The sequence below is a fragment of the Enterobacter bugandensis genome, assembly GCF_900324475.1.
Lineage (GTDB): Bacteria > Pseudomonadota > Gammaproteobacteria > Enterobacterales > Enterobacteriaceae > Enterobacter > Enterobacter bugandensis.
This window is the reverse complement of the sequence record NZ_LT992502.1, coordinates 3,547,574-3,572,437: the sequence shown is the minus strand read 5'-3', so window position 1 is coordinate 3,572,437 and position 24,864 is coordinate 3,547,574. Positions and strand designations below refer to the sequence as shown.

The window sequence follows — 24,864 nt, the reverse complement described above, 5'->3', positions numbered from 1 at the left end:
GTCGTTAAATTTATTTTGAAATGATGCAGGTTAAGTTGAGTCGATGGGGGTATGAAATTGATCTAAAGCAATAAATTCAAACCACACTCTTTATGTGGTTGGTATTTTTGTTGATTTGAATCAATAAATCGCCGTGGTGTGAATGATATATATACACACAAGAAACAATGGTTTTACCAATTGGCCGCGTAAGGCCAGCATCAGTTAATGTAGCCTAAGGGAGGCAACACATGATTACAGGTATCCAGATTACCAAAGCGGCAAATGACGATCTGCTCAACTCTTTCTGGCTGCTGGACAGCGAGAAAAATGAAGCGCGCTGTGTGGTCGCGAAAGCGGGTTTTGCTGAAGATGAAATCGTACCGGTGAATAAACTGGGCGAAATCGAATACCGTGAAATCCCAATGGAAGTGCAGCCGGAAGTGCGCGTTGAAGGGGGTCAGCACCTGAACGTTAACGTGCTGCGCCGCGAAACGCTGATGGATGCCGTTGAGCACCCGGAAAAATACCCACAGCTGACTATCCGCGTGTCTGGTTATGCGGTTCGCTTTAACTCACTGACTCCAGAACAGCAGCGCGACGTTATCGCCCGTACGTTTACTGAAAGCCTGTAAGGCTTCAGCCACGGGGGGGAACAAAAAAGCCGGGGATTACCCCGGCTTTTTCTTACTCTTCAGTCTTCGTTTCCTGCGCGGCAGCGCTTGGCTTACGACGCTTACCAATGTTTTTGGTATCGCGGTGGCGCTGCTTCACGCGCGGCTTCTCTTTTTCTTTCTCTTTTCTCTCAGCACGTTTCGCGAGCGCTTTCTTGGACGGTTTACCCGTCATTTTTTCACTCGGCGCACGTGTGGTTGGGCGCAAGCCATCAATAACGCGCGCTTTCAGCGGCTCGTCAACATAGCGGCCAATTTTCTGCAGCAGCAGGTAGTCATGCGCTTCAACCAGTGAAATTGCAATCCCTTTGCGGCCCGCGCGACCGGTACGGCCAATGCGGTGCAGGTAGGTATCTCCGCTGCGCGGCATATCGAAGTTAATGACGTGGCTCACGTCAGGGATGTCGATCCCGCGGGCGGCAACGTCTGTTGCGACCAGCACGTTAACGCGGCCATCGGTCAGGCGCTTAATGCCTTCGGTACGCTTGATCTGCGCCATCTCACCTTCAAGATAGCAGTTGTTGATCCCGGCGTTGCGCAGCATTTCAGCCAGCTCGTGCACGCGCTCGCGCTTACGCACAAACACGATAGTGCGGGTGGCGTCTTCCTGCGTCAGCAGGTGCTTGAGTAGCTCAACCTTATGCTCAAGGTTGTCCGCACGGTAATACCACTGGTGGATCTTTTTACGCTCTCGCGTGGATGGCGTGGCAGAGACTTCCACCGGATCTTCCAGCAGACGCTCTGCGAAGTCTTTAATCGCATCCCCTTCAAGGGTGGCAGAGAACAGCATCGTCTGGTTACGCCAGCGCGTTTCACCTGCAATATGCTCGATATCCTGCGCAAAGCCCATGTCCAGCATGCGGTCCGCTTCGTCGAGGATCAGCGTTTCTACCGCGCGGCAGTCGAAGTTCTCTTCTTTAATATATTGCAGCAGGCGGCCCGTCGTCGCGACGACGATGTCCTGGTTTTCGCTGAACACTTCGGCGTGGTTCATATACGCAACGCCGCCGGTGATGGTGGCGATATCCAGATGCGTATTCGCCGCGAGTTCACGCGCGTGATCGGCAACCTGCATGGCCAGCTCGCGCGTAGGCGTCAGGATCAAAATACGCGGCGGGCCAGATTTTTTACGTGGAAAGTCGAGCAGGTGCTGCAACACAGGCAGCAAATAGGCTGCTGTCTTCCCCGTGCCGGTTGGCGCAGAACCGAGCACATCGCGGCCCTCAAGCGCAGGCGGAATGGCCGCTGCCTGAATGGCGGTCGGGCGTGTAAAGCCTTTGCTCTCAAGAGCATTGAGCAGGCTTTCATCGAGTTCAAGTTCGGAAAAAGTCGTTACAGTCATGTTCTACCTCTGTGTGGGGCGCTGATTATAGACGTTACGGCTGTAATCTTCATCTGTTTGTATGGATATCGCTTTGCGGCCACTTCGCTTTCCCCTATGCTACTCCAGTTTCACTTAGAAGGTTGCCCTGACATGTCTCAACTCAAAGCGCAGCTGCGCCGCGATGGTTTTACGTTTAAACAATTTTTTGTCGCTCACGATCGCTGTGCCATGAAAGTCGGTACAGACGGCATTTTACTGGGAGCATGGGCACCTGTCGCAGGTGTTAAGCGTATTCTTGATATCGGTACCGGCAGCGGGCTGGTGGCCTTGATGCTGGCGCAGCGTACTGAAGAGCATGTCACTATTGATGCCGTTGAACTGGATGCGCAGGCCGCAGGGCAGGCGGGGGAAAACGTGGCCGAGTCACCCTGGGCTGACCGGATAACCGTTAAGTGCGCGGACGTGCTGGCCTGGGCGCCAGAGCAGACGGCGCGTTACGATCTGATCGTCAGCAACCCCCCTTACTACGAGCCCGGCGTGGAGTGCGGTACACCGGAGCGTGAACAGGCGCGCTATACCGGTTCACTCGATCACAAAGCGCTGCTCGTCAACGCGGCTGAACTTATCTCAGAAGAGGGCTTTTTCTGCGTGGTGCTGCCAGAAAGTACGGGCAACACGTTTATCGCTACCGCGCAGGAGATCGGCTGGACGTTACGTTTGCGAACTGACATCTCTGATACGGAAGGCCGATTGCCGCACCGCGTGCTGCTGGCGCTTTCGCCAAAAGAGGGTGAGTGTTTTAATGACCGTATGGTGATCCGCGGGCCAGACCAGCGTTATTCCGAAGATTACACGGCTCTGACCCAGGCGTTTTATTTGTTTATGTAAACCTGCGGGGCGAGTATCGACGGGCCGGACTCAGCAAGCCGATCCGGGTAGTCGAGTGTGTAGTGCAAACCGCGGCTCTCTTTACGCATCATCGCGCAGCGAACAATCAGCTCGGCAACCTGCACCAGATTGCGCAGCTCCAGCAGATTATTGGAGACGCGGAAATGGGCATAATATTCATCAATTTCCTGCTGCAGCATCGTAATGCGGCGCAACGCGCGTTCCAGACGTTTCGTGGTGCGCACAATCCCAACGTAGTCCCACATAAACAACCGTAGCTCGTGCCAGTTGTGCTGGATCACTACCAGCTCGTCCGGGTTCTCCACGCGGCTTTCATCCCAGGCCGGTAAACGCTCTGTTTCACGGGCGTAAGGCATGCGCTTCGTGATGTCCTCCGCCGCTGACCAGCCGTACACCAGACATTCAAGCAGCGAGTTGGACGCCATACGGTTCGCGCCGTGTAGCCCGGTATAGCTGACCTCACCAATAGCATACAGACCGTCTACATCAGTGCGTCCGTGATCGTCAACCATCACGCCGCCGCAGGTATAGTGGGCGGCTGGCACAATGGGCACCGGATCGCGTGTTAAATCAATGCCAAGATTGAGCAGCTTTTCGTAAATCATCGGGAAGTGCTGGCGAATGAATTCTGCCGGCTTATGGCTGATATCGAGATACATACAGTCCACACCAAGGCGCTTCATTTCGTGGTCGATGGCGCGGGCAACAATATCACGCGGCGCCAGTTCACCGCGGGCGTCAAAGTCCGGCATAAAGCGGGTACCGTCAGGGCGTTTCAGATAAGCCCCTTCGCCGCGCAGGGCTTCCGTCAGCAGGAAATTTCGCGCCTGAGGGTGGAACAGGGCGGTGGGGTGAAACTGATTAAATTCGAGATTCGCCACGCGGCAGCCGGCGCGCCAGGCCATAGCGATACCGTCCCCGGAAGCGATATCCGGATTCGTGGTGTACTGATACACCTTAGAGGCGCCACCTGTAGCCAACACCACAGCCTTCGCCTGACAGGTTTCCACCTTCTCTTTATTACGGTTCCAGACCCACGCTCCCACCACGCGACGCGTACCGGGCAGGCCTATCTTGTCGGAAATGATCAGATCAACCGCGTTGCTCCGCTCAAGGACCCGGATGTTAGGATGGTTCAGCGCTTTGCTGACCAGCGTGGTTTCCACTTCTTTTCCGGTAGCATCCGCGGCGTGCAGGATGCGGCGGTGGCTATGGCCGCCTTCACGCGTTAAGTGGTAGCTCTCTTCACCGTTGGGCTGAACCTGAGTATCGAATAAAACACCCTGATCGATAAGCCACTGAACGCAATGGCGGGCATTGCTGGCGACAAACTCTGCCGCGTGCGCATCCACGATCCCGGCCCCGGCAATCAGCGTATCTTCCACATGTGAAGCAATGCTGTCGGTCTCGTCAAATACCGCGGCAATGCCGCCCTGAGCATAAAATGTGGAGCCTTCACTTATCGGGCCTTTGCTCAGAACGATAACGTTCTGATGTTCAGCCAGACGCAGCGCCAGAGAGAGACCGGCAGCGCCGCTGCCGATGATCAGTACATCACAATGAAGTTCAGGTGTTGTGTTCATGATTGTTGTTTAATTTACTAAACAGTGTTGGGGCAGAATAGCACCTGAATGCGAGATATCGCACGTTTTTTTTAATGGAAGTTGCAATGACTAAACGCACAGGCAGGGGTAAACGAAGGGTAAATAAATGAAATTATTTTGCGAAGCAGATCGTTAGCGTCAGATTTTGTGGTGAAATAAAGCCTGTGTTGCGTTACTCTTCTGGCGGGAAAAAGATGTTTCTTGTCAGAAAGTGGTGCGTATCGTGAACAGACTTATAATGAGAGAAAATGAACGGTCTGCGGCGCGATGAACAAAAACAAAGGCGTTACGGAACTTATTGAAGATCAGACACTCTAAGCTGGTGCTTGCTCAAAGTGCGGTAGTTATAGAGTGGCGTTTCGATAACGCGTGGAATTTAGGTTTGGGGAGACATTACCTCGGATGAGCGAGCAGTTAACGGACCAGGTCCTGGTTGAACGGGTCCAGAAGGGAGATCAGAAAGCCTTTAACCTACTGGTGGTACGCTACCAGCATAAGGTGGCGAGTCTGGTTTCCCGCTATGTACCGTCAGGTGATGTACCTGATGTGGTGCAAGAGTCTTTTATTAAGGCCTATCGCGCGCTGGAATCTTTCCGGGGAGATAGTGCTTTTTATACCTGGCTGTACCGTATTGCTGTCAATACGGCAAAGAATTACCTGGTTGCTCAGGGTCGTCGTCCGCCGTCCAGTGATGTAGACGCTATCGACGCCGAAAACTTCGAAAGTGGCGGTGCGCTGAAAGAAATTTCGAACCCTGAGAACTTAATGTTGTCAGAAGAACTGAGACAAATTGTTTTTCGCACGATCGAGTCACTCCCGGAAGATTTACGCATGGCTATTACGTTACGGGAGCTTGATGGTCTGAGCTATGAAGAGATAGCCGCTATCATGGATTGTCCGGTCGGCACGGTTCGTTCACGAATTTTCCGTGCGCGAGAAGCTATTGATAATAAAGTTCAACCGCTTATCAGGCGTTGACGATAGCGGGATACTGGAAAAGGTATTAGGCATGCAGAAAGAAAAACTTTCCGCTTTAATGGATGGTGAGACGCTGGATAGTGAGCTGCTCAACGAGCTGTCTCATTCTCCCGAAATGCAAGAGACCTGGGAGAGTTACCATCTCATCCGTGACACGCTGCGCGGTGATACCGGAGAGGTTCTCCATTTCGATATCTCAGCCCGCGTGATGGCGGCCATCGAGAATGAGCCTGTTCATCAGACCACTCCGCTGATTCCTGAAGCTCAACCCGCACCGCACCAGTGGCAGAAAATGCCGTTCTGGAAAAAAGTGCGTCCGTGGGCCAGCCAGCTCACCCAAATGGGGGTGGCTGCATGCGTATCGCTTGCAGTTATCGTTGGCGTCCAGCACTATAATACTCAGTCTGAAACTAATCAGCAGCCAGAAGCGCCAGTGTTTAACACACTGCCGATGATGGGCAAAGCAAGCCCGGTAAGTCTGGGCGTACCGGCTGATGCCTCCGCCAGCGGCGGTCAGCAACAGCAGGTTCAGGAGCAGCGCCGTCGCATTAATGCGATGTTGCAGGATTATGAGTTGCAGCGTCGTCTGCACTCTGAACAGCTTCAGTTTGAGCAGGCCCAAACTCAGCAAGCTGCTGTGCAGGTGCCAGGAAACCAAACTTTAGGAACACAATCGCAGTAATGAAGCAACTTTGGTTCGCCATGTCTCTGATGGCGGGTAGCCTGTTCTTCTCTGCTAACGCCTCGGCTGATGTTTCATCCGGGGCGTTGTTGCAGCAAATGAATCTGGCCAGCCAGTCACTCAATTACGAGTTGGCATTTATCAGCATTAACAAGCAGGGCGTCGAGTCGTTACGCTATCGCCATGCCCGTCTTGATAACCAGCCGCTCGCCCAGCTTTTACAGATGGATGGCCCGCGTCGGGAAGTTGTCCAGCGTGGCAACGAAATCAGCTATTTCGAGCCCGGTCTGGAGCCTTTCACGCTGAATGGCGACTATATCGTTGATTCTCTACCGTCGCTTATCTATACCGACTTCAAACGACTTGCCCCTTACTATGATTTTATTTCGGTAGGGCGTACCCGTATTGCAGACAGGCTGTGTGAAGTGATCCGCGTGGTTGCGCGCGATGGTACGCGCTACAGCTATATCGTCTGGATTGATGCGGAAACCAAGCTGCCGATGCGCGTGGACCTGCTCGACCGCGACGGCGAGACGCTTGAACAGTTCCGCGTCATCTCCTTTAGCGTGAACAATCAGGTTGGTAACAGCATGCAGAATCTGGCGAAGGCCAGCCTGCCGCCGCTGCTTTCTGTTCCTGCAGGGGACTCCGCTAATTTCAACTGGGTTCCTTCCTGGATACCGCAAGGCTTTAGCGAAGTGTCCAGCAGCCGTCGTCAGTTGCCCACCATTGATACGCCGGTTGAATCACGCCTCTATTCCGATGGCTTGTTCAGCTTCTCGGTGAATATCAACCGCGCAACGGCAAACAGCGCTGAACAAATGCTTCGTACCGGGCGTCGTACGGTCAGCACCACGGTTCGCGATAACGCAGAAATCACGATTGTGGGGGAATTACCTCCGCAGACGGCGAAGCGCATTTCAGACAGCATTAAATTCAGGGCCGCACAATGATTAAAGAGTGGGCGACCGTCGTCTCGTGGCAGAATGGTATTGCGCTGGTCAGCTGTGATGTTAAAGCCTCATGCAATAGCTGCGCATCCCGAGCCGGTTGTGGCAGTCGCGTGCTGAATAAGTTAGGGCCACAGACATCGCATACAATCTCCGTGGCGAGCGAACAGCCGCTGGTGGCGGGTCAGAAGGTGGAACTGGGCATTACGGAAGGCAGTCTGCTGAGTTCCGCGATGCTGGTCTATCTCTCCCCGCTGGTGGGGCTGTTTGTCATGGGCGGCCTTTTTCAGATGCTGTTTGGTACCGACGTGGCCGCCATGTGCGGCGCAGCTTTGGGTGGCGTAGGGGGATTCTGGCTTGCCAAAGGCATCTCACCGAAGCTCGCCGCGCGCGATGAGTGGCAGCCCGTTATTCTGAGCGTTGCGCTGGCGCCTGACCAACTTCGCGTCGAGACGCTCTCTTCTGAGGCCCGGTGATCCACCGGGCTTTATCATTATTTACATCTCAAAAAAGAAAACGCCATTTCTTCGCGCTATGCTTGGCTCTAAGTGCATTTCCAGGTTGCGGGTATGTAGTGTAGAATGCTGCGTTTTCGCACTGAAAAACGTCAGGCTAAGAACAGCGGCCTCCAGGAATTCGTAAGGCATAATTATTTAACTATATGAAGAACATACGTAACTTTTCGATCATTGCTCACATTGACCACGGTAAGTCGACGCTGTCTGACCGTATTATCCAGATTTGCGGTGGCCTGTCTGATCGTGAAATGGCAGCCCAGGTACTGGACTCCATGGACCTGGAACGCGAACGCGGTATCACCATCAAAGCGCAGAGCGTGACGCTCGACTATAAAGCTTCTGATGGCGAAACCTATCAACTGAACTTTATCGACACCCCAGGCCACGTTGACTTCTCCTATGAAGTATCACGCTCGCTGGCGGCCTGTGAAGGTGCGCTGCTGGTGGTCGATGCCGGGCAGGGCGTTGAAGCCCAGACCCTGGCGAACTGCTACACCGCGATGGAAATGGATCTCGAGGTTGTGCCGGTTCTGAACAAAATCGACCTGCCAGCCGCCGATCCTGAGCGCGTGGCGGAAGAGATTGAAGACATTGTCGGCATTGACGCGACCGACGCCGTACGCTGCTCCGCGAAAACCGGTGTGGGTGTGACCGACGTGCTGGAACGCCTGGTACGTGATATTCCGGCCCCGGAAGGCGACCCGGATGGTCCATTGCAGGCGCTGATCATCGACTCATGGTTCGATAACTACCTGGGCGTGGTCTCACTGGTGCGTATCAAAAACGGCACCATGCGTAAAGGCGACAAAATCAAGGTCATGAGTACCGGACAGGTCTACAACGCAGACCGTCTGGGTATCTTCACGCCAAAACAGGTTGACCGTACCGAGCTGAAATGCGGCGAGGTAGGCTGGCTGGTCTGCGCGATTAAAGACATCCTCGGCGCGCCAGTGGGCGATACCCTGACCGGCGCGCGTAACCCGGCAGACAAAGCGCTGCCAGGCTTCAAAAAGGTGAAACCGCAGGTTTACGCGGGTCTGTTCCCGGTCAGCTCTGACGACTACGAAAACTTCCGTGATGCGCTCGGCAAGCTGAGCCTGAACGATGCCTCCCTGTTCTACGAGCCAGAAAGTTCAACGGCGCTGGGCTTCGGCTTCCGCTGCGGCTTCCTCGGCCTGCTGCACATGGAGATTATTCAGGAGCGTCTGGAGCGTGAATACGATCTGGATCTGATCACCACCGCACCAACGGTAGTCTACGAAGTGGAAACCACCTCGAAAGAAGTGATCTACGTCGACAGCCCGTCCAAGCTGCCGCCGCTGAACAACATTCACGAGCTGCGCGAGCCTATTGCAGAATGTCACATGCTGCTGCCGCAGGAGTTCCTGGGGAACGTTATTACGCTCTGTATTGAGAAGCGTGGCGTGCAGACCAACATGGTTTACCACGGTAACCAGGTGGCGCTGACCTATGAAATCCCTATGGCGGAAGTGGTACTCGACTTCTTCGACCGTCTGAAGTCTACCTCCCGTGGCTATGCGTCACTGGATTACAACTTCAAGCGTTTCCAGGCTTCCAACATGGTGCGCGTGGACGTGCTGATCAACGGCGAGCGTGTGGATGCGCTGGCGCTGATCACCCACAACGACAATGCGCCGTACCGTGGCCGCGAGCTGGTTGAGAAGATGAAAGATCTGATCCCGCGTCAGCAGTTTGACATTGCGATTCAGGCGGCCATCGGTAACCACATCATTGCCCGCTCAACCGTGAAGCAGCTGCGTAAAAACGTTCTGGCGAAGTGCTATGGCGGTGACGTCAGCCGTAAGAAAAAGCTGCTGCAGAAGCAGAAAGAAGGTAAGAAGCGTATGAAGCAGGTCGGTAACGTTGAGCTGCCGCAGGAAGCATTCCTTGCCATTCTTCATGTCGGTAAAGACGGCAAATAACCTTTAAGGAGTTGGCATGGCGAACATGTTTGCCCTGATCCTGGTCATCGCTACGCTGGTGACAGGCCTGCTGTGGTGTCTGGATAAGTTTATCTTCGCCCCAAAACGCCGTGAACGTCAGGCTGCCGCGCAGGCAGCGACTGGCGATGCGCTTGACGCGAAAACCCTGAAGAAAGTTGGCCCGAAACCGGGCTGGCTGGAAACGGGCGCGTCGGTGTTCCCGGTGCTGGCGATTGTGCTGGTGGTACGTTCGTTTATTTATGAGCCGTTCCAGATCCCATCGGGATCAATGATGCCAACGCTGCTGATCGGTGATTTTATTCTGGTTGAGAAGTTTGCCTACGGCATTAAAGATCCGATTTACCAGAAAACGCTGATCGAAACGGGGCATCCGAAACGTGGCGACATCGTGGTGTTTAAATATCCGGACGATCCGCGTCTGGATTACATTAAGCGCGCGGTGGGTCTGCCGGGTGATAAAGTGACCTACGATCCGGTTGCGAAGGAAGTCACCGTTCAGCCGGGCTGCAGCTCCGGTACCGCGTGTGAAAACGCGCTGCCAATCACCTACTCAAACGTTGAGCCAAGTGATTTCGTGCAGACTTTCGCCCGTCGTAACGGCGGTGAAGCGACCAGCGGGTTCTTCCAAGTGCCAAAAGGTGAAACCAAAGAGAACGGCATTCGTCTGGTTGAGCGCAAAGAGACGCTGGGCGATGTCACTCACCGCATTCTGACCGTGCCAATCGCGCAGGACCAGGTGGGGATGTATTACAAACAGCCGGGTCAGCAGCTGGCCAGCTGGATCGTACCGCCGGGACACTACTTCATGATGGGCGATAACCGCGATAACTCCGCGGACAGCCGTTACTGGGGCTTTGTGCCGGAAGCGAATCTGGTGGGTAAAGCAACCGCGATCTGGATGAGTTTTGAGAAGCAGGAAGGCGAGTGGCCGACCGGCGTGCGCCTGAATCGTATTGGCGGAATCCATTAATTCTCAGGAAAAGAACACGTAGCCGCGTTATTTCGCGGCTACGTGAATTATTTCCTCGATAAATCTCTTTGAACTAACGACATCCCCTGTCGTTGTGTATAGAATATTCCCCCGAAGTTTAAGGTTGGCCCTGCAAGGGTGCCACGGCACACGAAACCGCGTTGGTTTTCTCAGGTCGGTTTCGTGTGCTGCATTTTTGACGCATTCATTTATTGGTATCGCATGAACCCCATCGTAATTAATCGGCTTCAACGGAAGCTGGGCTACACTTTTCATCATCAGGAGTTGTTGCAACAGGCATTAACCCATCGCAGTGCCAGCAGCAAACATAATGAGCGTCTCGAGTTTCTGGGTGACTCTATTTTAAGTTTCGTGATTGCGAATGCGCTTTATCATCGTTTCCCGCGCGTGGACGAAGGTGATATGAGCCGCATGCGCGCCACGCTGGTGCGTGGCAACACCCTCGCTGAAATCGCGCGCGAATTTGAACTGGGCGAATGTCTGCGTCTTGGGCCGGGTGAACTGAAAAGCGGCGGCTTCCGTCGTGAATCTATTCTTGCCGATACGGTCGAAGCATTAATTGGTGGCGTGTTCCTGGACAGCGATATCCAGACCGTAGAAAAGCTGATCCTTAACTGGTATCAGACCCGTCTGGACGAAATTAGCCCGGGCGATAAACAAAAAGATCCGAAAACGCGCCTGCAGGAATATTTGCAGGGCCGTCATCTGCCGCTGCCATCCTATCTGGTGGTGCAGGTTCGTGGCGAAGCGCACGATCAGGAATTTACCATCCATTGCCAGGTCAGTGGCCTGAGTGAACCGGTGGTGGGCACAGGTTCAAGCCGCCGTAAGGCTGAACAGGCTGCCGCCGAACAGGCGTTAAAAATGCTGGAGCTGGAATGAGCGAAGAAAAAACCTATTGCGGATTTATTGCCATCGTCGGACGTCCGAACGTTGGCAAATCCACCCTGCTGAATAATCTGCTTGGGCAGAAGATTTCCATCACCTCGCGTAAGGCGCAGACCACGCGTCACCGCATCGTCGGCATCCATACTGAAGGCGCGTATCAGGCGATCTACGTCGATACCCCTGGCCTGCACATGGAAGAGAAGCGTGCCATTAACCGTCTGATGAACAAGGCGGCGAGCAGCTCCATCGGCGACGTAGAGCTGGTGATTTTCGTAGTGGAAGGCACCCGCTGGACGCCGGACGACGAAATGGTACTGAACAAGCTGCGTGACGGCAAAACGCCGGTGATCCTCGCGGTCAACAAAGTTGACAACGTGCAGGAAAAAGCTGACCTGCTGCCGCACCTGCAGTGGCTGGGCAGCCAGATGAACTTCCTCGATATCGTTCCGCTGTCTGCTGAGACCGGCCTGAACGTCGATACCATCGCGGGCATCGTACGCAAGCACTTGCCGGAAGCGATTCACCACTTCCCGGAAGATTACATCACCGATCGCTCTCAGCGCTTTATGGCGTCTGAAATCATCCGTGAAAAGCTGATGCGTTTCCTGGGTGCCGAGCTGCCGTACTCTGTGACGGTGGAGATCGAGCGTTTCCAGAGCAACGAGCGCGGTGGCTACGACATTAACGGCCTGATCCTCGTCGAGCGTGAAGGGCAGAAGAAGATGGTGATCGGCAACAAAGGCGCCAAGATCAAAACCATCGGTATCGAAGCCCGTAAAGACATGCAGGAGATGTTCGAAGCGCCGGTTCATCTGGAACTGTGGGTGAAGGTGAAATCTGGCTGGGCCGATGATGAGCGTGCTCTGCGCAGCCTCGGTTACGGCGAAGATCAGTAACTCAAGACGACGAGTATAATGGAAGGTTGGCAGCGCGCCTTCGTTCTCCATAGTCGTCCCTGGAGCGAAACCAGCCTGATGCTGGACGTCTTCACGGAAGAGTCGGGCCGCGTGCGCCTTGTTGCGAAAGGCGCACGTTCCAAACGTTCTAATCTGAAGGGTGCCCTACAGCCTTTTACGCCGCTGCTGGTTCGCTTTGGCGGGCGAGGGGAAGTCAAAACCTTGCGCAGCGCTGAAGCCGTCTCTCTGGCGCTTCCCCTTTCTGGCATCACGCTCTACAGCGGTCTGTATGTCAACGAGCTCATCTCCCGCGTCCTTGAACATGAGACTCGCTTCTCGGAACTTTTCTTCGATTATCTGCACTGTATCCAGGCACTGGCGGGTGCGACCGGCACGCCCGAACCCGCCCTGCGTCGTTTCGAACTGGCGCTGCTGGGCCACCTCGGGTACGGCGTGGATTTTCTGCACTGCGCAGGCAGCGGTGATGAGGTGGAAGACACCATGACCTACCGCTACCGCGAAGAAAAAGGCTTTATTGCCAGCGTCGTCGTTGATAACAGTACTTTTACCGGACGCCAGCTCAGAGCGCTTTATGAACGCGAGTTTCCGGACGTCGATACCCTGCGCGCAGCAAAACGCTTTACCCGGATTGCCCTCAAGCCGTATCTTGGCGGCAAGCCCTTAAAGAGCCGCGAATTATTCAGGCAGTTTATGCCCAAACGTTAGACCACAGCATCAGAAAGAAAACCGAGGATTGTCATGGCTGAATTACTGTTAGGCGTCAACATCGACCACATCGCCACCCTGCGTAACGCGCGCGGCACGGCGTATCCCGATCCGGTTCAGGCGGCGTTTATCGCTGAACAGGCTGGTGCCGACGGCATTACCGTTCACCTGCGTGAAGACCGCCGCCACATTACCGACCGCGACGTGCGCATTCTTCGTCAGACGCTGGACACCCGTATGAATCTGGAGATGGCGGTCACCGAAGAGATGCTGACCATTGCCTGCGAGACCAAACCGCACTTCTGCTGTCTGGTGCCGGAAAAACGCCAGGAAGTGACCACCGAAGGCGGGCTGGACGTGGCGGGGCAGCAGGACAAAATGCGCGATGCCTGCAAGCGCCTGGCGGATGCCGGTATTCTGGTTTCTCTGTTTATCGACGCCGATTTCGCGCAGATTAAAGCGGCAGCCGACGTGGGCGCGCCGTATATCGAAATTCACACCGGCTGCTATGCCGATGCTAAAAACGATGCCGAGCAGGCCAAAGAGCTGGAGCGTATCGCCAAAGCGGCCACCTACGCCGCGAGCCTGGGACTGAAAGTTAATGCCGGTCACGGCCTGACCTACCACAACGTGAAGGCCATTGCTGCTCTGCCGGAAATGCATGAGCTGAACATCGGCCACGCCATTATTGGCCGCGCGGTGATGAGCGGCCTGAAAGAAGCGGTTTCAGAGATGAAACGCCTGATGCTGGAAGCGCGTCAGTAATGGCCATTCTGGGCTTAGGCACCGATATCGTCGAAATAGCCCGCATTGAAGCGGTGATCGCCCGCAGCGGCGATCGCCTCGCAAGGCGCGTGCTGAGCGATAACGAATGGGCCATCTGGGAAGCGCACCAGCAGCCGGTGCGTTTTCTGGCAAAGCGCTTTGCGGTAAAAGAGGCGGCAGCCAAAGCCTTCGGGACCGGCATTCGTAACGGCCTCGCATTTAACCAGTTCGAAGTTTTTAATGATGAGCTGGGCAAACCGCGCCTGCGTCTGTGGGGTGAAGCGCAAAAGCTGGCGGAGAAGCTGGGGGTGAATCATATGCACGTGACGATCGCAGATGAACGTCACTATGCCAGCGCGACGGTGATTATCGAAAGCTAAATTTTGTCCGCGTGGTGCATCAGGACAAATTTATCCCACAGCTGCTCTTCGCTCTCGACGTGTGTCGGATCCTTCAGAATAGTGTTGGGGATCGGGCACACCTTCTGACAGGTCGGCGTCTCATAGTGGCCGACGCATTCCGTGCAGCGGTCGCTGTTAATCTCGTAAATGCTGTCGCCCATCGAAATCGCCTGATTCGGGCATTCGGGTTCGCACATATCGCAATTGATGCATTTTTTGGTAATTAACAGCGCCATCAGGAAATTCTCAGAAACAACACAAACTGGGCGGGCATTATACGCGTCAAACCAGTTTCTTTACCAGTTCTTCGCTGTGACGAATGCGCTCAGGCGCGCGCTCCAGATCCTGCTGTACCAGCGCCATAAACAGCAGGTCCGTCAGCATCATTTGTGCGCTGGTGGACGAAATTGCCGCGCTGCGCGTGGCCTGCTCTTCGGCAATGGTATACAAACAGCGCGTTGCCCGCTGCTGCAGCGCATTTGGCGTAAAGCCGGTGATCGCCAGAATTTTGCCGCCGACGCGCAGGGCTTCGTCGGTCGCCATGTTGATCTCGCGGCGCTCGCCGGAGTAGGAGATGGCCAGCAGCAGATCGTCAGGATCCATCGCCTGCACGGTCGCCAGCAGGGCGTGCATATCCTGCTCGACGATGGCGTTAAAACCGATTTTAGTCAGCTTCCAGCCAAAATTACGCGCCACCAGACCGGACGCGCCAATACCGGTCAAAATAATTCGCCGCGCCGCCCGCAGCATCGCCACGCTTTCCAGTAATTTCTCTTCGGTATTCACGTCCAGCGTGGCGTGCATGGCCGTCACGTTCTCCTTGATCAGCTTTTCCCCAACCAGACGCATCGGGTCATCGCCGCGGATCTGGTTATGCACCGGCATGGACTGCGGATTCGGGTTACTCACCAACGCTTCGCTGATTGCCAGCTTAAGAGCGGGAAAACCCTTAAACCCGATCTTCTGGGCAAATTTCACCACGCTTGACTGACTCACTCCAGCTTCGCTTGCCAGCTGCTGTGAGCTGAGGTGGCGGGCGCGATCGGGCTGAGAAAGCAGAAAATCCGCCAGCTTTTTGTCGCTTTGAGCAAAGCCGGCGTAGCGCTGGCGAATGCGAATTAAACAGTTCATGAGTACTCCCGGCGGAAATGTGATTGTCTGCGCAAAAACGAATTCTGCTCGCCTGAATGAATTTTATATTCCATTATAGTGTGATTATTATGAATTAAAAATTCTTGAGGTACAAAAAATGAATCTTGGCTCACTTGTTTCTGAAACGCGTAACCCGCAAACCATGGATCTGGATGCGCTCTCCACCCTGGAGCTGGTTAACCGCTTTAATCAACAGGATACGCTGGTCGCGCAGGCAGTGAAAGAGACATTGCCAGAGGTGGCGAAAGCGGTCGATGCGGCGGCGGAAGCTCTTAAGGCCGGTGGTCGCATTATCTATATGGGGGCCGGTACCAGCGGGCGTCTCGGGGTGCTTGATGCCTCGGAATGTCCGCCCACCTTTGGCGTTCCGCACGGCCTGGTGGTTGGCCTGATTGCTGGTGGTCCCGGCGCGCTGCTGAAGGCCGTTGAAGGGGCGGAGGACAACAAACAGCTGGGTGAGGATGACCTGAAGGATCTGAACCTGACGGCGAACGATCTGGTGGTCGGCCTGGCGGCATCCGGGCGCACGCCGTACGTCATTGGCGGCCTGGAATACGCCAACCGGACCGGCTGCACGACGGTCGCCATCTCCTGCAACCCCGGCTCGCCGATTGCGCAGGTGGCCGCTATCGCCATCTCTCCGGTCGTTGGGCCGGAAGCGCTCACCGGCTCCACGCGCCTGAAATCCGGGACCGCGCAAAAGCTGGTGCTCAATATGATCTCCACCGGTGCGATGGTGAAGTTCGGCAAGGTCTACCAGAACCTGATGGTCGATATGCAGGCCACCAACGTCAAGCTGGTGGACAGAGCCTGCCGCATGGTGATGGAGGCGACAGGCGCGGGCCGTGAAGAGGCAGAAGCGGTGCTCAGGCAGACCGATCACGACGTTAAACCGGCCATTTTAATGATCTTAAGCGGGCTGGACGCGGCGGCTGCGCGAGCCAAACTCGACGCGCACAACGGCTTCTTACGGGCGGCTTTAGAAAACTAGCAGAGGCGTTTATGGACAAAACAGCAGCGCTCGCCAGCGATATCCTGCAGGGGATAGGCGGGGAGAAAAATATTCAGCGTCTGGAAAACTGCATGACGCGCGTGCGCGTCGAGGTGCATAACGACGATCAGCTTGACGTGCCGGGCCTGAAGAAGCTGTCCGGCGTCAGTGGCTACGTGAAACAGGGGCAGCAACACCAGCTGATCGTCGGGCCGGGCAAGGCGGCGCAGGTTGTCGATGCCATGCGCGCGCTGATGGTCGGCGGTGCAAGCGTGACGGTTGACGACGCTGAACGCACCAAAGCGCAGGCGAAGGCCAAATACAAAGCTCCCATGAGCGATGCGCTGCGACAGCTGGCAAACGTCTTTATCCCGTTGATCCCGGCGTTTATAGCTTCCGGCTTGATCACCGGGATCATCAACATCCTTAAGCGGCCAGATATCGTCGGGGATTTTGCCACGCAGTATCCGAACCTGCTGGGCATTCTCGGGATCTTCGGCAGCGCGGTGTTTGCCATTATGAACATCCTGGTCGGGGTCAATACCGCGAAGGTGTTTGGCGGCTCGCTGGCCATGGGCGGCGTAATGGCAGGGATCTTGTCCAGCCCGCAGCTGGCGCAAATCACGCTGTTTGGCGAGGCGCTCCAGCCTGGTCGCGGCGGGGTGATTGCCGTGCTGCTGGTGGTTATTCTTATGTGCTGGATCGAGAAAAAGCTACGCGCGGTTCTGCCTGGCTCGATTGAGCTGATCCTCAACCCGCTGCTGACCACGTTAATTACCGGTAGCGTCGCGATTGTGGTTCTTCAGCCACTAGGCGGGTGGATCTCTGATGCCATCGCCCACGGCGCGTCTCTGGCTATCGACCGCGGCGGCCTGCTGGTGGGGGCGGTGCTGTCAGGTACCTTCCTGCCGCTGGTGCTGACCGGCCTGCATCAGGGGCTGGTGCCGATCCACGTCGAGCTGGTGCAGGCGCACGGTTATAACGCGCTGCTGCCTATTCTCTCGATGGCGGGCGTCGGGCAGGTGGGGGCAGCGATTGCCGTCCTGATGAAAACCCGCAACGCGCGCCTGAAAAAAGTGATTAAAGGGGCGCTGCCGGTCGGGCTGCTCGGCATTGGCGAGCCGCTGATATTCGGCGTCACGCTGCCGCTGGGTAAACCGTTCCTTGCGGCCTGTCTGGGGGGCGCGGTAGGCGGGGCTCTCATCAGCTACTGGAAAGTCGCCACCGTTATCACCTTTGGTCTCTCCGGTTTACCGCTGGCATTAACCATCGTGACCGGAAAAGTCATGCTCTATCTGTTAGGCTATTTAGTAGCGGTGATCGCCGGGTTCCTGTTTACCTGGCTGTTAGGATTCAACGACCCAGAGGAGTAAGGTTTGGCCAATCACGAGCGTCGCGTTGTCTTTTTCGATCTGGATGGAACGCTGCATCAGCAGGATATGTTTGGTACGTTTATGCGCTACCTGCTGCGGCGTCAGCCTCTGAACGCGCTGCTCGTCTTACCGCTCTTACCCCTCATTGGCATCGCGCTGCTGGTAAAAGGCCGGGCGGCGCGCTGGCCGATGAGCCTGCTGCTGTGGGGATGTACGTTTGGCCACAGCGAAGCGCGGCTCAAACAGCTCGAAAAGGAGTTCGCTCTCTGGTTCCGCGGCCACGTTGCCGCGTTTCCCGTGGTGCAGGCGCGTCTGACCAGCTATCTTGACGCCAACGATGCCGATATCTGGCTGATTACCGGCTCCCCGCAGACGCTGGTGGAGCAGGTCTACTTTGATACCCCCTGGCTGCCGCGCGTAAACCTTATCGCCACGCAAATTTCCCGCGGCTACGGCGGCTGGGTCCTGACGATGCGCTGTCTGGGGCATGAAAAAGTGGTCCAGCTGGAAAAACGCATCGGCACGCCGCTGCGCCTTTACAGCGGCTACAGCGACAGCAAGCAGGACAACCCGCTGCTCTATTTTTGCCAGCACCGCTGGCGCGTTACTCCCCTCGGTGAACTTCAGCAACTCGAATAGTCTTATCTATAAGGGCTGTGTATAATGCCGCCCGCTTTTAGACTGGAGTATCAGCCCTTGTCCACCTCAGAACACAATCATGAATACTGGATGCGCCACGCGCTGGCGCTGGCTCAACGGGCCTGGGACGAGGGTGAAGTGCCCGTGGGCGCGGTGCTGGTTCATAACAACCGGGTGATTGGGGAAGGGTGGAACCGTCCTATTGGCCGCCACGATCCTACAGCGCACGCCGAAATTATGGCGCTTCGTCAGGGCGGGCTGGTGCTGCAAAACTATCGTCTGCTCGATACCACTCTGTACGTCACCCTTGAACCCTGCGTGATGTGCTCCGGGGCGATGGTGCACAGCCGAATCGGTACCCTGGTGTTTGGAGCGCGAGATGAAAAAACCGGTGCGGCCGGTTCACTGATGGACGTGCTGGGTCATCCAGGAATGAATCATCAGGTGCAGACTATCGGTGGGGTACTTGCACCAGAGTGTTCGGGGCTATTAAGCGATTTCTTTCGAATGCGCCGTCAGCAGAAAAAGCAACAAAAGGCAGAATTGAAGTTGTCGGATGATTAAGCTCGTCCGGCGCTACAACCGGATAACTTTCCGCCAGCTGTTTTGCCTCTGTTGCCTCTTTCTCTTTCTCCAGCAGATAGCCGACCAGGCTAATCTGATACTTACGTATATTTTCCACGTAGGCGTAGGCTTCATGTCCGCGCGCGTAGCCATACGTCAGCTTGTTGTACCATGGCTTCTGGCTCAGCAGCGGCAGGCGCTGTTTTACGTCTGACCAGCTGTCCGGGTTTCCCTTCGTTTTCGCCGTCAGAGCCCGCGCGTCAAGCATGTGCGCGTAGCCCATGTTGTAGGCCGCCAGCGCAAACCAGATCCGTTCCTCTTCCGGCACGGTTTCCGGGACTTTAGCCATCATATCCTGCAGGTAGCGCGCCCCGCCGCTGATGCTCTGTTCCGCATCGGTACGGTCGTTAACGCCCAGGCTCAGCGCGGTATTTTTGGTTAACATCATCAGTCCGCGTACGCCCGTTGGCGACGTGGCCTGGGTGTCCCAGTGGGACTCCTGGTACGAGATAGCCGCCAGCAGTTTCCAGTCAATCTCCTGGGCATATTTTTCGAAAAGCGGCTGCAGGTCAGGCAGGACGCTGTCAACCGCGCGCAGGAAGCTGCGGGTGTCAACGTAGTCAAAGTCATCCCCGTGGCCGAGGTACTTCTCCTCAAGTCGCGCCAGCGTGCCGTCTTCATTGATGGTGTTATAAAAATCCAGCATGGCCGCCGAGAGGGTCTGGTCATCGTCCAGATGGGTAAACCAGGTCACCGGCTGTTCGTCCGTCACGTCCAGCGCCACGGCGATTTCAGGATGCACCCGCTGGAACAGGCTGATCGCCACCGAATCGGCGATGGTGTAGGGCAGTTTCTGATCTTTGACCTGCTCCAGCAGCTCCGTCGTGCCGAGTTTAGGGTCAACCGTCCAGCTCAGATCCGGGTATTTTTTCTCCTTTAACTCACGCAGGTCGTCAATCACTACGTGGCCGGGAGCAATCGTCAGCTGTTGCGCGTTGATCGAGGCAAGCGTACGCGGGCGCAGGCTCCCGACGCGATAAACCAGCTGCTGGGAAACGGAGTAGTAGGTCGGGCCCGGCTGGTAGTTCTTGCTGCGCTCGCTGTTATAGACCAGCCCGGCAGCGAGGATATCGGCGTTGTTGTTGTCCAGGTCGTCAAACAGCTGGTTGATGTTCTGGCGGACGGTAATTTTAAGCTTCACGCCCAGATAATCGGCAAACTGCTGCGCCAGCTCATAATCCAGACCAATAATTTTGCCGTTGATGTCGCTGTAAATCAGCGGAGAGTTAAGGGTACTGACGCGCAGTTCCCCCCGCTCCTGAATGGCGGCGATACGATTTTCGGCTTTGCCGAACCAGGGGATGGAAGGCCAGAGGGCCACTGCCAGCAGCAACGTTACAATGCCGATGAGCAGATAATTAATCTTTAATTTTTTCAATTAGTTAATTCTCTGCGACGCCGGTTGCCTCAGTCTGCTGTAGCCATGTTAATCATAAGGTTTGTCATTGAATGAGCGGCATTTTGCGTAAACTTGCGCCACTTGGCAACCAATTAGAGAGACAGGTCACATCTATTGTTAAACGCTGAAGTCGATTTTATTTCGACGCAAACGGTTTCGTCGGCGCTCAGGATTCTCTATAATGACGCCCGTTTTCCCCCCTTGCGCACACTGTAAGCGCCCCGGCGCTTCGAAGACGAGAGACTTATGATGGAAATTCTGCGTGGTTCGCCTGCACTGTCTGCCTTCCGTATTACCAAACTGCTGGCACGTTTTCAGGCGGCCGACCTTCCGGTAAGCAATATTTACGCTGAGTATGTCCATTTTGCTGACCTGAATGCCCCCCTGAATGCAGAGGAGCGCGTACAGCTGGAACGCCTGCTCAAGTATGGCCCAAATCTGAGCAGCCATACGCCAACCGGCAAACTGATCCTTGCGACACCGCGTCCGGGCACCATCTCCCCCTGGTCTTCCAAAGCCACCGACATTGCCCACAACTGCGGCCTGAGCCAGATTAACCGTCTGGAGCGCGGCGTAGCGTACTACGTCGAAGCCTCTACCCTGAGCGACGCGCAGTGGCAGGCGGTTGCGGCTGAATTGCACGACCGCATGATGGAGAGCGTGTTTGCCTCTCTTGATGACGCACAGAAGCTTTTCTCCCATCATCAGCCTGCGCCGGTACAGAGCGTGGACCTGCTGGGGCAGGGCCGCCAGGCGCTGATTGACGCCAACCTGCGTCTCGGCCTGGCGCTGGCAGAAGACGAAATTGACTACCTGCAGGACGCGTTCGTTCAGCTCAACCGCAACCCGAACGACATCGAACTCTACATGTTCGCGCAGGCCAACTCTGAGCACTGCCGCCATAAGATTTTCAACGCCGACTGGATCATCGACGGCGAACAGCAGCCGAAGTCGCTGTTCAAAATGATCAAAAACACCATGGAACAAACCCCTGACCACGTGCTGTCTGCCTATAAAGACAACGCCGCGGTGATGGAAGGTTCCGAGGTGGGCCGCTTCTTCGCCGATCGCGAAGCAGGGCGCTATGACTTCCATCAGGAGCCTGCGCATATTCTGATGAAAGTGGAAACCCACAACCACCCGACGGCCATTTCTCCGTGGCCGGGTGCGGCGACCGGCTCCGGCGGCGAAATCCGTGACGAAGGGGCGACCGGTCGTGGGGCGAAACCAAAAGCGGGTCTGGTCGGTTTCTCCGTCTCCAACCTGCGCATCCCTGGCTTTGAACAGCCGTGGGAAGAAGATTTCGGCAAGCCAGAGCGCATCGTGACCGCGCTGGATATCATGACCGAAGGTCCGCTGGGCGGCGCGGCGTTTAACAACGAATTTGGACGTCCGGCGCTGAACGGTTACTTCCGTACCTACGAAGAGAAGGTGGACAGCCACAACGGCGAAGAGCTGCGCGGCTACCACAAACCGATCATGCTGGCAGGCGGGATCGGCAACATCCGTGCCGATCACGTGCAGAAAGGCGAGATCGTCGTCGGCGCGAAGCTGATCGTGCTGGGCGGCCCGGCGATGAACATCGGTCTGGGCGGCGGCGCGGCCTCCTCTATGGCCTCCGGCCAGTCTGATGCGGATCTCGACTTCGCGTCCGTGCAGCGTGACAACCCTGAGATGGAGCGTCGCTGCCAGGAAGTGATCGACCGCTGCTGGCAGCTGGGCGATGCTAACCCGATTCTGTTCATCCACGACGTGGGCGCGGGCGGCCTGTCCAACGCCATGCCGGAGCTGGTGAGCGACGGTGGTCGCGGTGGCCGTTTCAACCTGCGCGATATCCTGAGCGATGAGCCGGGCATGAGCCCGCTCGAAATCTGGTGTAACGAATCCCAGGAGCGCTACGTGCTGGCGGTTGCGGCCGACCAGCTGCCGCTGTTTGACGAGCTGTGCCGCCGCGAACGCGCGCCGTATGCCGTCATCGGTGAAGCGACCGAAGAGCAGCACCTGACTCTGAGCGACACCCATTTCGACAACCAGCCTATCGATCTGCCGCTGGACGTGCTGCTCGGTAAAACGCCGAAGATGACCCGCGACGTAACAACCCGTAAAGCAGCGGGCAAAGCGCTGGATCGCCAGGGCATCACCGTGGCAGAAGCCGTTAATCGCGTGCTGCACCTGCCTGCTGTTGCTGAGAAAACCTTCCTGGTGACCATCGGCGATCGTACCGTGACCGGTATGGTGTCGCGCGATCAGATGGTTGGCCCGTGGCAGATCCCGGTGGCGAACTGCGCCGTGACCACCGCGAGCCTCGACAGCTACTACGGCGAAGCGATGGCGCTGGGCGAACGCACCCCGGTGGCGCTGCTGGACTTCGCCGCCTCTGCACGACTGGCGGTTGGTGAAGCGCTGACCAACATCGCGGCGACGCAGATTGGCGGCATCAAACGTATCAAACTTTCCGCGAACTGGATGGCGGCAGCCGGTCACCCTGGTGAAGACGCTGGCCTGTATGAAGCCGTGAAAGCGGTGGGTGAGGAGCTGTGCCCAGCCCTCGGCCTGACCATTCCGGTGGGTAAAGACTCCATGTCGATGAAAACCCGCTGGCAGGAGGGTAACGAGCAGCGCGAGATGACGTCTCCGCTGTCGCTGGTGATCACCGCGTTTGCCCGTGTAGAAGACGTACGCCATACCGTTACGCCGCAGCTGGCGACCGAAGATAACGCCCTGCTGTTGATTGACCTGGGTAAGGGCCACAACGCGCTGGGCGCCACCGCACTGGCGCAGGTTTACCGTCAACTTGGCGACAAGCCAGCCGACGTGCGCGACGTGGCGCAGCTAAAAGGCTTCTACGACGCAATTCAGGCGCTGGTGGCACAGCGCAAGCTGCTGGCCTACCACGACCGTTCCGACGGCGGTCTGCTGGTGACCCTGGCAGAGATGGCCTTCACCGGCCACTGCGGCGTGGAAGCGAACATTGCAACGCTTGGCGAAGACCGCCTGGCGGCGCTGTTTAACGAAGAGCTGGGTGCGGTGATTCAGGTTCGCGCCGCAGACCGCGAGGCGGTGGAAGCGATTCTGGCGAAGCACGGTCTGGCAGACTGCGTCCACTATCTGGGGAAAGCCGTTCAGGGCGACCGCTTCGTCATTGAGGCCGACGGTCACGCCGTGTTCAGCGAAAGCCGCACCACGCTGCGCATGTGGTGGGCAGAAACCACCTGGCAGATGCAGCGCCTGCGCGATAACCCGGAATGCGCCGATCAGGAGCATAACGCGAAAGCGAATGACCAGGATCCCGGCCTGAACGTGAAGCTCTCCTTCGACATCAACGAAGATATCGCTGCGCCGTACATTGCGACCGGCGCGCGTCCGAAAGTGGCCGTGCTGCGCGAGCAGGGCGTTAACTCCCACGTTGAGATGGCTGCGGCCTTCCACCGCGCGGGCTTTGACGCTATCGACGTCCACATGAGCGACCTGCTGGCCGGGCGTACCGGTCTGGAAGATTTCCATGCGCTGGTGGCGTGCGGCGGTTTCTCCTACGGCGACGTGCTGGGCGCAGGCGAAGGCTGGGCGAAGTCCATTCTGTTTAACAGCCGCGTGCGCGACGAGTTCGAGACCTTCTTCCATCGTCCGCAAACCCTGGCGCTGGGCGTGTGCAACGGCTGCCAGATGATGTCTAACCTGCGCGAGCTGATCCCGGGCAGCGAAGCCTGGCCACGCTTTGTGCGCAACCAGTCCGACCGCTTCGAAGCGCGCTTCAGTCTGGTAGAAGTGACTCAGAGCCCGTCTCTGCTGCTGCAGGGGATGGTTGGCTCTCAGATGCCAATCGCCGTTTCCCACGGCGAAGGTCAGGTAGAAGTGCGCGATGCGGCCCATCTGGCGCAGCTCGAGAGCAAAGGCCTGGTGGCGCTGCGCTTTGTCGATAACTTCGGCAAGGTCACGGAAACCTATCCGGCGAACCCGAACGGCTCCGTCAACGGTATTACGGCGGTGACCAGCGAAAGCGGTCGCGCGACCATCATGATGCCGCACCCTGAACGCGTGTTCCGTACCGTGAGCAACTCCTGGCACCCGGAAAACTGGGGCGAGGACAGCCCGTGGATGCGTATCTTCCGCAACGCGCGTAAACAGCTGGGTTAAGATGTAAAGCAGGTACTTTGTAGACCCGGTGAGCGTAGCGCCACCGGGTTTTTTTATGCGTGTCGCAAAATTGCGACAAAGATGGTATAGGGGTGTCTCCAAATGGAGACACTTAACTCATTGATTTATATATGGCAGGACAGGTTCCCGTTAAGGTGTTGCTTAATAGCGACACTTAGCCTGAAAATCATTCAGCGCACAACAAATAGATTAAACGGATAAAAGATAGATATTTCAATGTGTTAATATTTTGTTTTGCATTCTGGCATGGGTGTTGCATAATATTAACCAGTGGCTCATTCA

Annotated in this window: 24 protein-coding genes; 19 read left to right on the top strand and 5 right to left on the bottom strand. The window is 56.4% G+C overall.

Features of this window, described 5'->3' with window-relative positions; translation table 11 throughout:
* The first annotated feature begins 230 nt into the window (after positions 1-230).
* On the top strand, positions 231-614 hold the full coding sequence (gene grcA / locus DG357_RS17205) for an autonomous glycyl radical cofactor GrcA (RefSeq protein WP_006176733.1): 384 nt from the start codon (positions 231-233) through the stop codon (positions 612-614).
* A 52-nt stretch (positions 615-666) separates the two neighbouring features.
* On the opposite strand, the gene srmB is transcribed toward grcA, so the two are convergent.
* Entirely contained in the window at positions 667-1,995 is a 1,329-nt protein-coding gene (gene srmB / locus DG357_RS17200) for an ATP-dependent RNA helicase SrmB (protein WP_047368112.1), read from the bottom strand.
* Positions 1,996-2,127: 132 nt separating this feature from the next.
* Here srmB and trmN point away from each other — a divergent pair, with 132 nt between their 5' ends.
* Entirely contained in the window at positions 2,128-2,865 is a 738-nt protein-coding gene (gene trmN, locus DG357_RS17195) for a tRNA(1)(Val) (adenine(37)-N(6))-methyltransferase TrmN (protein ID WP_049136676.1), read from the top strand.
* On the opposite strand, the gene nadB is transcribed toward trmN, so the two are convergent.
* Positions 2,850-4,469, bottom strand: coding sequence for an L-aspartate oxidase (gene nadB, locus DG357_RS17190; RefSeq protein WP_045630975.1), 1,620 nt, complete (start codon positions 4,467-4,469; stop codon positions 2,850-2,852). The genes trmN and nadB overlap by 16 nt on opposite strands.
* A 343-nt stretch (positions 4,470-4,812) precedes the next feature.
* Between nadB and rseD the strand changes: the two genes are divergently transcribed.
* From rseD to acpS, 12 genes are all read left to right on the top strand, one after another.
* Positions 4,813-4,896: a rpoE leader peptide RseD gene (gene rseD, locus DG357_RS23355; protein ID WP_231940818.1), complete on the top strand. Its 84-nt coding sequence runs from the start codon at positions 4,813-4,815 to the stop codon at positions 4,894-4,896.
* A complete protein-coding gene (gene rpoE, locus DG357_RS17180; protein WP_028014102.1) occupies positions 4,893-5,468 on the top strand; it encodes an RNA polymerase sigma factor RpoE in 576 nt (191 codons plus the stop codon). Before rseD ends, rpoE begins: the two co-directional genes overlap by 4 nt.
* Before the next feature lie 31 nt (positions 5,469-5,499).
* Positions 5,500-6,150: an anti-sigma-E factor RseA gene (gene rseA, locus DG357_RS17175; RefSeq protein WP_048960043.1), complete on the top strand. Its 651-nt coding sequence runs from the start codon at positions 5,500-5,502 to the stop codon at positions 6,148-6,150.
* Positions 6,150-7,103, top strand: coding sequence for a sigma-E factor regulatory protein RseB (gene rseB, locus DG357_RS17170; protein WP_041908666.1), 954 nt, complete (start codon positions 6,150-6,152; stop codon positions 7,101-7,103). Before rseA ends, rseB begins: the two co-directional genes overlap by 1 nt.
* Complete coding sequence (gene rseC / locus DG357_RS17165; protein ID WP_088204535.1) at positions 7,100-7,576, top strand: SoxR-reducing system protein RseC; 477 nt, start codon at positions 7,100-7,102, stop codon at positions 7,574-7,576. The genes rseB and rseC overlap by 4 nt, the downstream gene beginning before the upstream one ends.
* A gap of 185 nt (positions 7,577-7,761) precedes the next feature.
* The gene (gene lepA, locus DG357_RS17160; RefSeq protein ID WP_028014099.1) at positions 7,762-9,561 is read left to right on the top strand and encodes a translation elongation factor 4; all 1,800 of its coding nucleotides are present in this window, start codon (positions 7,762-7,764) and stop codon (positions 9,559-9,561) included.
* A gap of 16 nt (positions 9,562-9,577) precedes the next feature.
* Positions 9,578-10,552: a signal peptidase I gene (lepB, locus tag DG357_RS17155; RefSeq protein WP_047364182.1), complete on the top strand. Its 975-nt coding sequence runs from the start codon at positions 9,578-9,580 to the stop codon at positions 10,550-10,552.
* A 222-nt stretch (positions 10,553-10,774) separates the two neighbouring features.
* Positions 10,775-11,455 carry a ribonuclease III gene (gene rnc, locus DG357_RS17145; RefSeq protein WP_003860711.1) on the top strand — a complete coding sequence of 227 codons (681 nt, stop codon included), beginning with the start codon at positions 10,775-10,777 and terminating at the stop codon, positions 11,453-11,455.
* Positions 11,452-12,357 carry a GTPase Era gene (era, locus tag DG357_RS17140; RefSeq protein WP_028014097.1) on the top strand — a complete coding sequence of 302 codons (906 nt, stop codon included), beginning with the start codon at positions 11,452-11,454 and terminating at the stop codon, positions 12,355-12,357. Before rnc ends, era begins: the two co-directional genes overlap by 4 nt.
* Positions 12,358-12,375: 18 nt before the next feature.
* A complete protein-coding gene (gene recO, locus DG357_RS17135; protein ID WP_088204536.1) occupies positions 12,376-13,083 on the top strand; it encodes a DNA repair protein RecO in 708 nt (235 codons plus the stop codon).
* Positions 13,084-13,116: 33 nt separating this feature from the next.
* On the top strand, positions 13,117-13,848 hold the full coding sequence (gene pdxJ, locus DG357_RS17130; RefSeq protein ID WP_041908673.1) for a pyridoxine 5'-phosphate synthase: 732 nt from the start codon (positions 13,117-13,119) through the stop codon (positions 13,846-13,848).
* On the top strand, positions 13,848-14,228 hold the full coding sequence (gene acpS, locus DG357_RS17125) for a holo-ACP synthase (RefSeq protein WP_028014094.1): 381 nt from the start codon (positions 13,848-13,850) through the stop codon (positions 14,226-14,228). The genes pdxJ and acpS overlap by 1 nt, the downstream gene beginning before the upstream one ends.
* Here the strand turns inward: acpS and DG357_RS17120 are convergent.
* Both DG357_RS17120 and DG357_RS17115 read right to left on the bottom strand, forming a co-directional pair.
* Positions 14,225-14,485: a YfhL family 4Fe-4S dicluster ferredoxin gene (locus tag DG357_RS17120; protein WP_028014093.1), complete on the bottom strand. Its 261-nt coding sequence runs from the start codon at positions 14,483-14,485 to the stop codon at positions 14,225-14,227. The genes acpS and DG357_RS17120 overlap by 4 nt on opposite strands.
* Positions 14,486-14,531: 46 nt before the next feature.
* A complete protein-coding gene (locus DG357_RS17115; protein WP_088204537.1) occupies positions 14,532-15,380 on the bottom strand; it encodes a MurR/RpiR family transcriptional regulator in 849 nt (282 codons plus the stop codon).
* Positions 15,381-15,498: 118 nt separating this feature from the next.
* Between DG357_RS17115 and murQ the strand changes: the two genes are divergently transcribed.
* The 4 genes from murQ to tadA are packed head-to-tail and all read left to right on the top strand — an operon-like array spanning position 15,499 to position 18,968.
* On the top strand, positions 15,499-16,392 hold the full coding sequence (murQ, locus tag DG357_RS17110; protein WP_047364180.1) for an N-acetylmuramic acid 6-phosphate etherase: 894 nt from the start codon (positions 15,499-15,501) through the stop codon (positions 16,390-16,392).
* 11 nt (positions 16,393-16,403) lie between these two features.
* Entirely contained in the window at positions 16,404-17,765 is a 1,362-nt protein-coding gene (locus DG357_RS17105; protein ID WP_041908677.1) for a PTS transporter subunit EIIC, read from the top strand.
* A gap of 3 nt (positions 17,766-17,768) precedes the next feature.
* Positions 17,769-18,404, top strand: coding sequence for a phosphatidylglycerophosphatase C (yfhb, locus tag DG357_RS17100; RefSeq protein ID WP_028014089.1), 636 nt, complete (start codon positions 17,769-17,771; stop codon positions 18,402-18,404).
* Between the two features lie 24 nt (positions 18,405-18,428).
* On the top strand, positions 18,429-18,968 hold the full coding sequence (tadA, locus tag DG357_RS17095; RefSeq protein ID WP_048338854.1) for a tRNA adenosine(34) deaminase TadA: 540 nt from the start codon (positions 18,429-18,431) through the stop codon (positions 18,966-18,968).
* Here tadA and mltF read toward each other — a convergent pair.
* Entirely contained in the window at positions 18,856-20,406 is a 1,551-nt protein-coding gene (gene mltF, locus DG357_RS17090) for a membrane-bound lytic murein transglycosylase MltF (RefSeq protein ID WP_028014088.1), read from the bottom strand. The genes tadA and mltF overlap by 113 nt on opposite strands.
* A 267-nt stretch (positions 20,407-20,673) precedes the next feature.
* Here mltF and purL point away from each other — a divergent pair, with 267 nt between their 5' ends.
* Complete coding sequence (gene purL / locus DG357_RS17085; RefSeq protein ID WP_088204538.1) at positions 20,674-24,561, top strand: phosphoribosylformylglycinamidine synthase; 3,888 nt, start codon at positions 20,674-20,676, stop codon at positions 24,559-24,561.
* Positions 24,562-24,864 lie beyond the last annotated feature (303 nt).

Coding starts and splice junctions, on each gene's coding strand:
- recO (WP_088204536.1), top strand. CDS start 12,376: ATGGAAGGTTGGCAGCGCGCCTTCGTTCTCCATAGTCGTCCCTGGAGC.
- era (WP_028014097.1), top strand. CDS start 11,452: ATGAGCGAAGAAAAAACCTATTGCGGATTTATTGCCATCGTCGGACGT.
- murQ (WP_047364180.1), top strand. CDS start 15,499: ATGAATCTTGGCTCACTTGTTTCTGAAACGCGTAACCCGCAAACCATG.
- nadB (WP_045630975.1), bottom strand. CDS start 4,469: ATGAACACAACACCTGAACTTCATTGTGATGTACTGATCATCGGCAGC.
- grcA (WP_006176733.1), top strand. CDS start 231: ATGATTACAGGTATCCAGATTACCAAAGCGGCAAATGACGATCTGCTC.
- rpoE (WP_028014102.1), top strand. CDS start 4,893: ATGAGCGAGCAGTTAACGGACCAGGTCCTGGTTGAACGGGTCCAGAAG.
- DG357_RS17105 (WP_041908677.1), top strand. CDS start 16,404: ATGGACAAAACAGCAGCGCTCGCCAGCGATATCCTGCAGGGGATAGGC.
- rseA (WP_048960043.1), top strand. CDS start 5,500: ATGCAGAAAGAAAAACTTTCCGCTTTAATGGATGGTGAGACGCTGGAT.
- DG357_RS17120 (WP_028014093.1), bottom strand. CDS start 14,485: ATGGCGCTGTTAATTACCAAAAAATGCATCAATTGCGATATGTGCGAA.
- lepA (WP_028014099.1), top strand. CDS start 7,762: ATGAAGAACATACGTAACTTTTCGATCATTGCTCACATTGACCACGGT.
- rseC (WP_088204535.1), top strand. CDS start 7,100: ATGATTAAAGAGTGGGCGACCGTCGTCTCGTGGCAGAATGGTATTGCG.
- acpS (WP_028014094.1), top strand. CDS start 13,848: ATGGCCATTCTGGGCTTAGGCACCGATATCGTCGAAATAGCCCGCATT.
- DG357_RS17115 (WP_088204537.1), bottom strand. CDS start 15,380: ATGAACTGTTTAATTCGCATTCGCCAGCGCTACGCCGGCTTTGCTCAA.
- lepB (WP_047364182.1), top strand. CDS start 9,578: ATGGCGAACATGTTTGCCCTGATCCTGGTCATCGCTACGCTGGTGACA.
- rseB (WP_041908666.1), top strand. CDS start 6,150: ATGAAGCAACTTTGGTTCGCCATGTCTCTGATGGCGGGTAGCCTGTTC.
- purL (WP_088204538.1), top strand. CDS start 20,674: ATGATGGAAATTCTGCGTGGTTCGCCTGCACTGTCTGCCTTCCGTATT.
- srmB (WP_047368112.1), bottom strand. CDS start 1,995: ATGACTGTAACGACTTTTTCCGAACTTGAACTCGATGAAAGCCTGCTC.
- rnc (WP_003860711.1), top strand. CDS start 10,775: ATGAACCCCATCGTAATTAATCGGCTTCAACGGAAGCTGGGCTACACT.
- pdxJ (WP_041908673.1), top strand. CDS start 13,117: ATGGCTGAATTACTGTTAGGCGTCAACATCGACCACATCGCCACCCTG.
- tadA (WP_048338854.1), top strand. CDS start 18,429: ATGCCGCCCGCTTTTAGACTGGAGTATCAGCCCTTGTCCACCTCAGAA.
- trmN (WP_049136676.1), top strand. CDS start 2,128: ATGTCTCAACTCAAAGCGCAGCTGCGCCGCGATGGTTTTACGTTTAAA.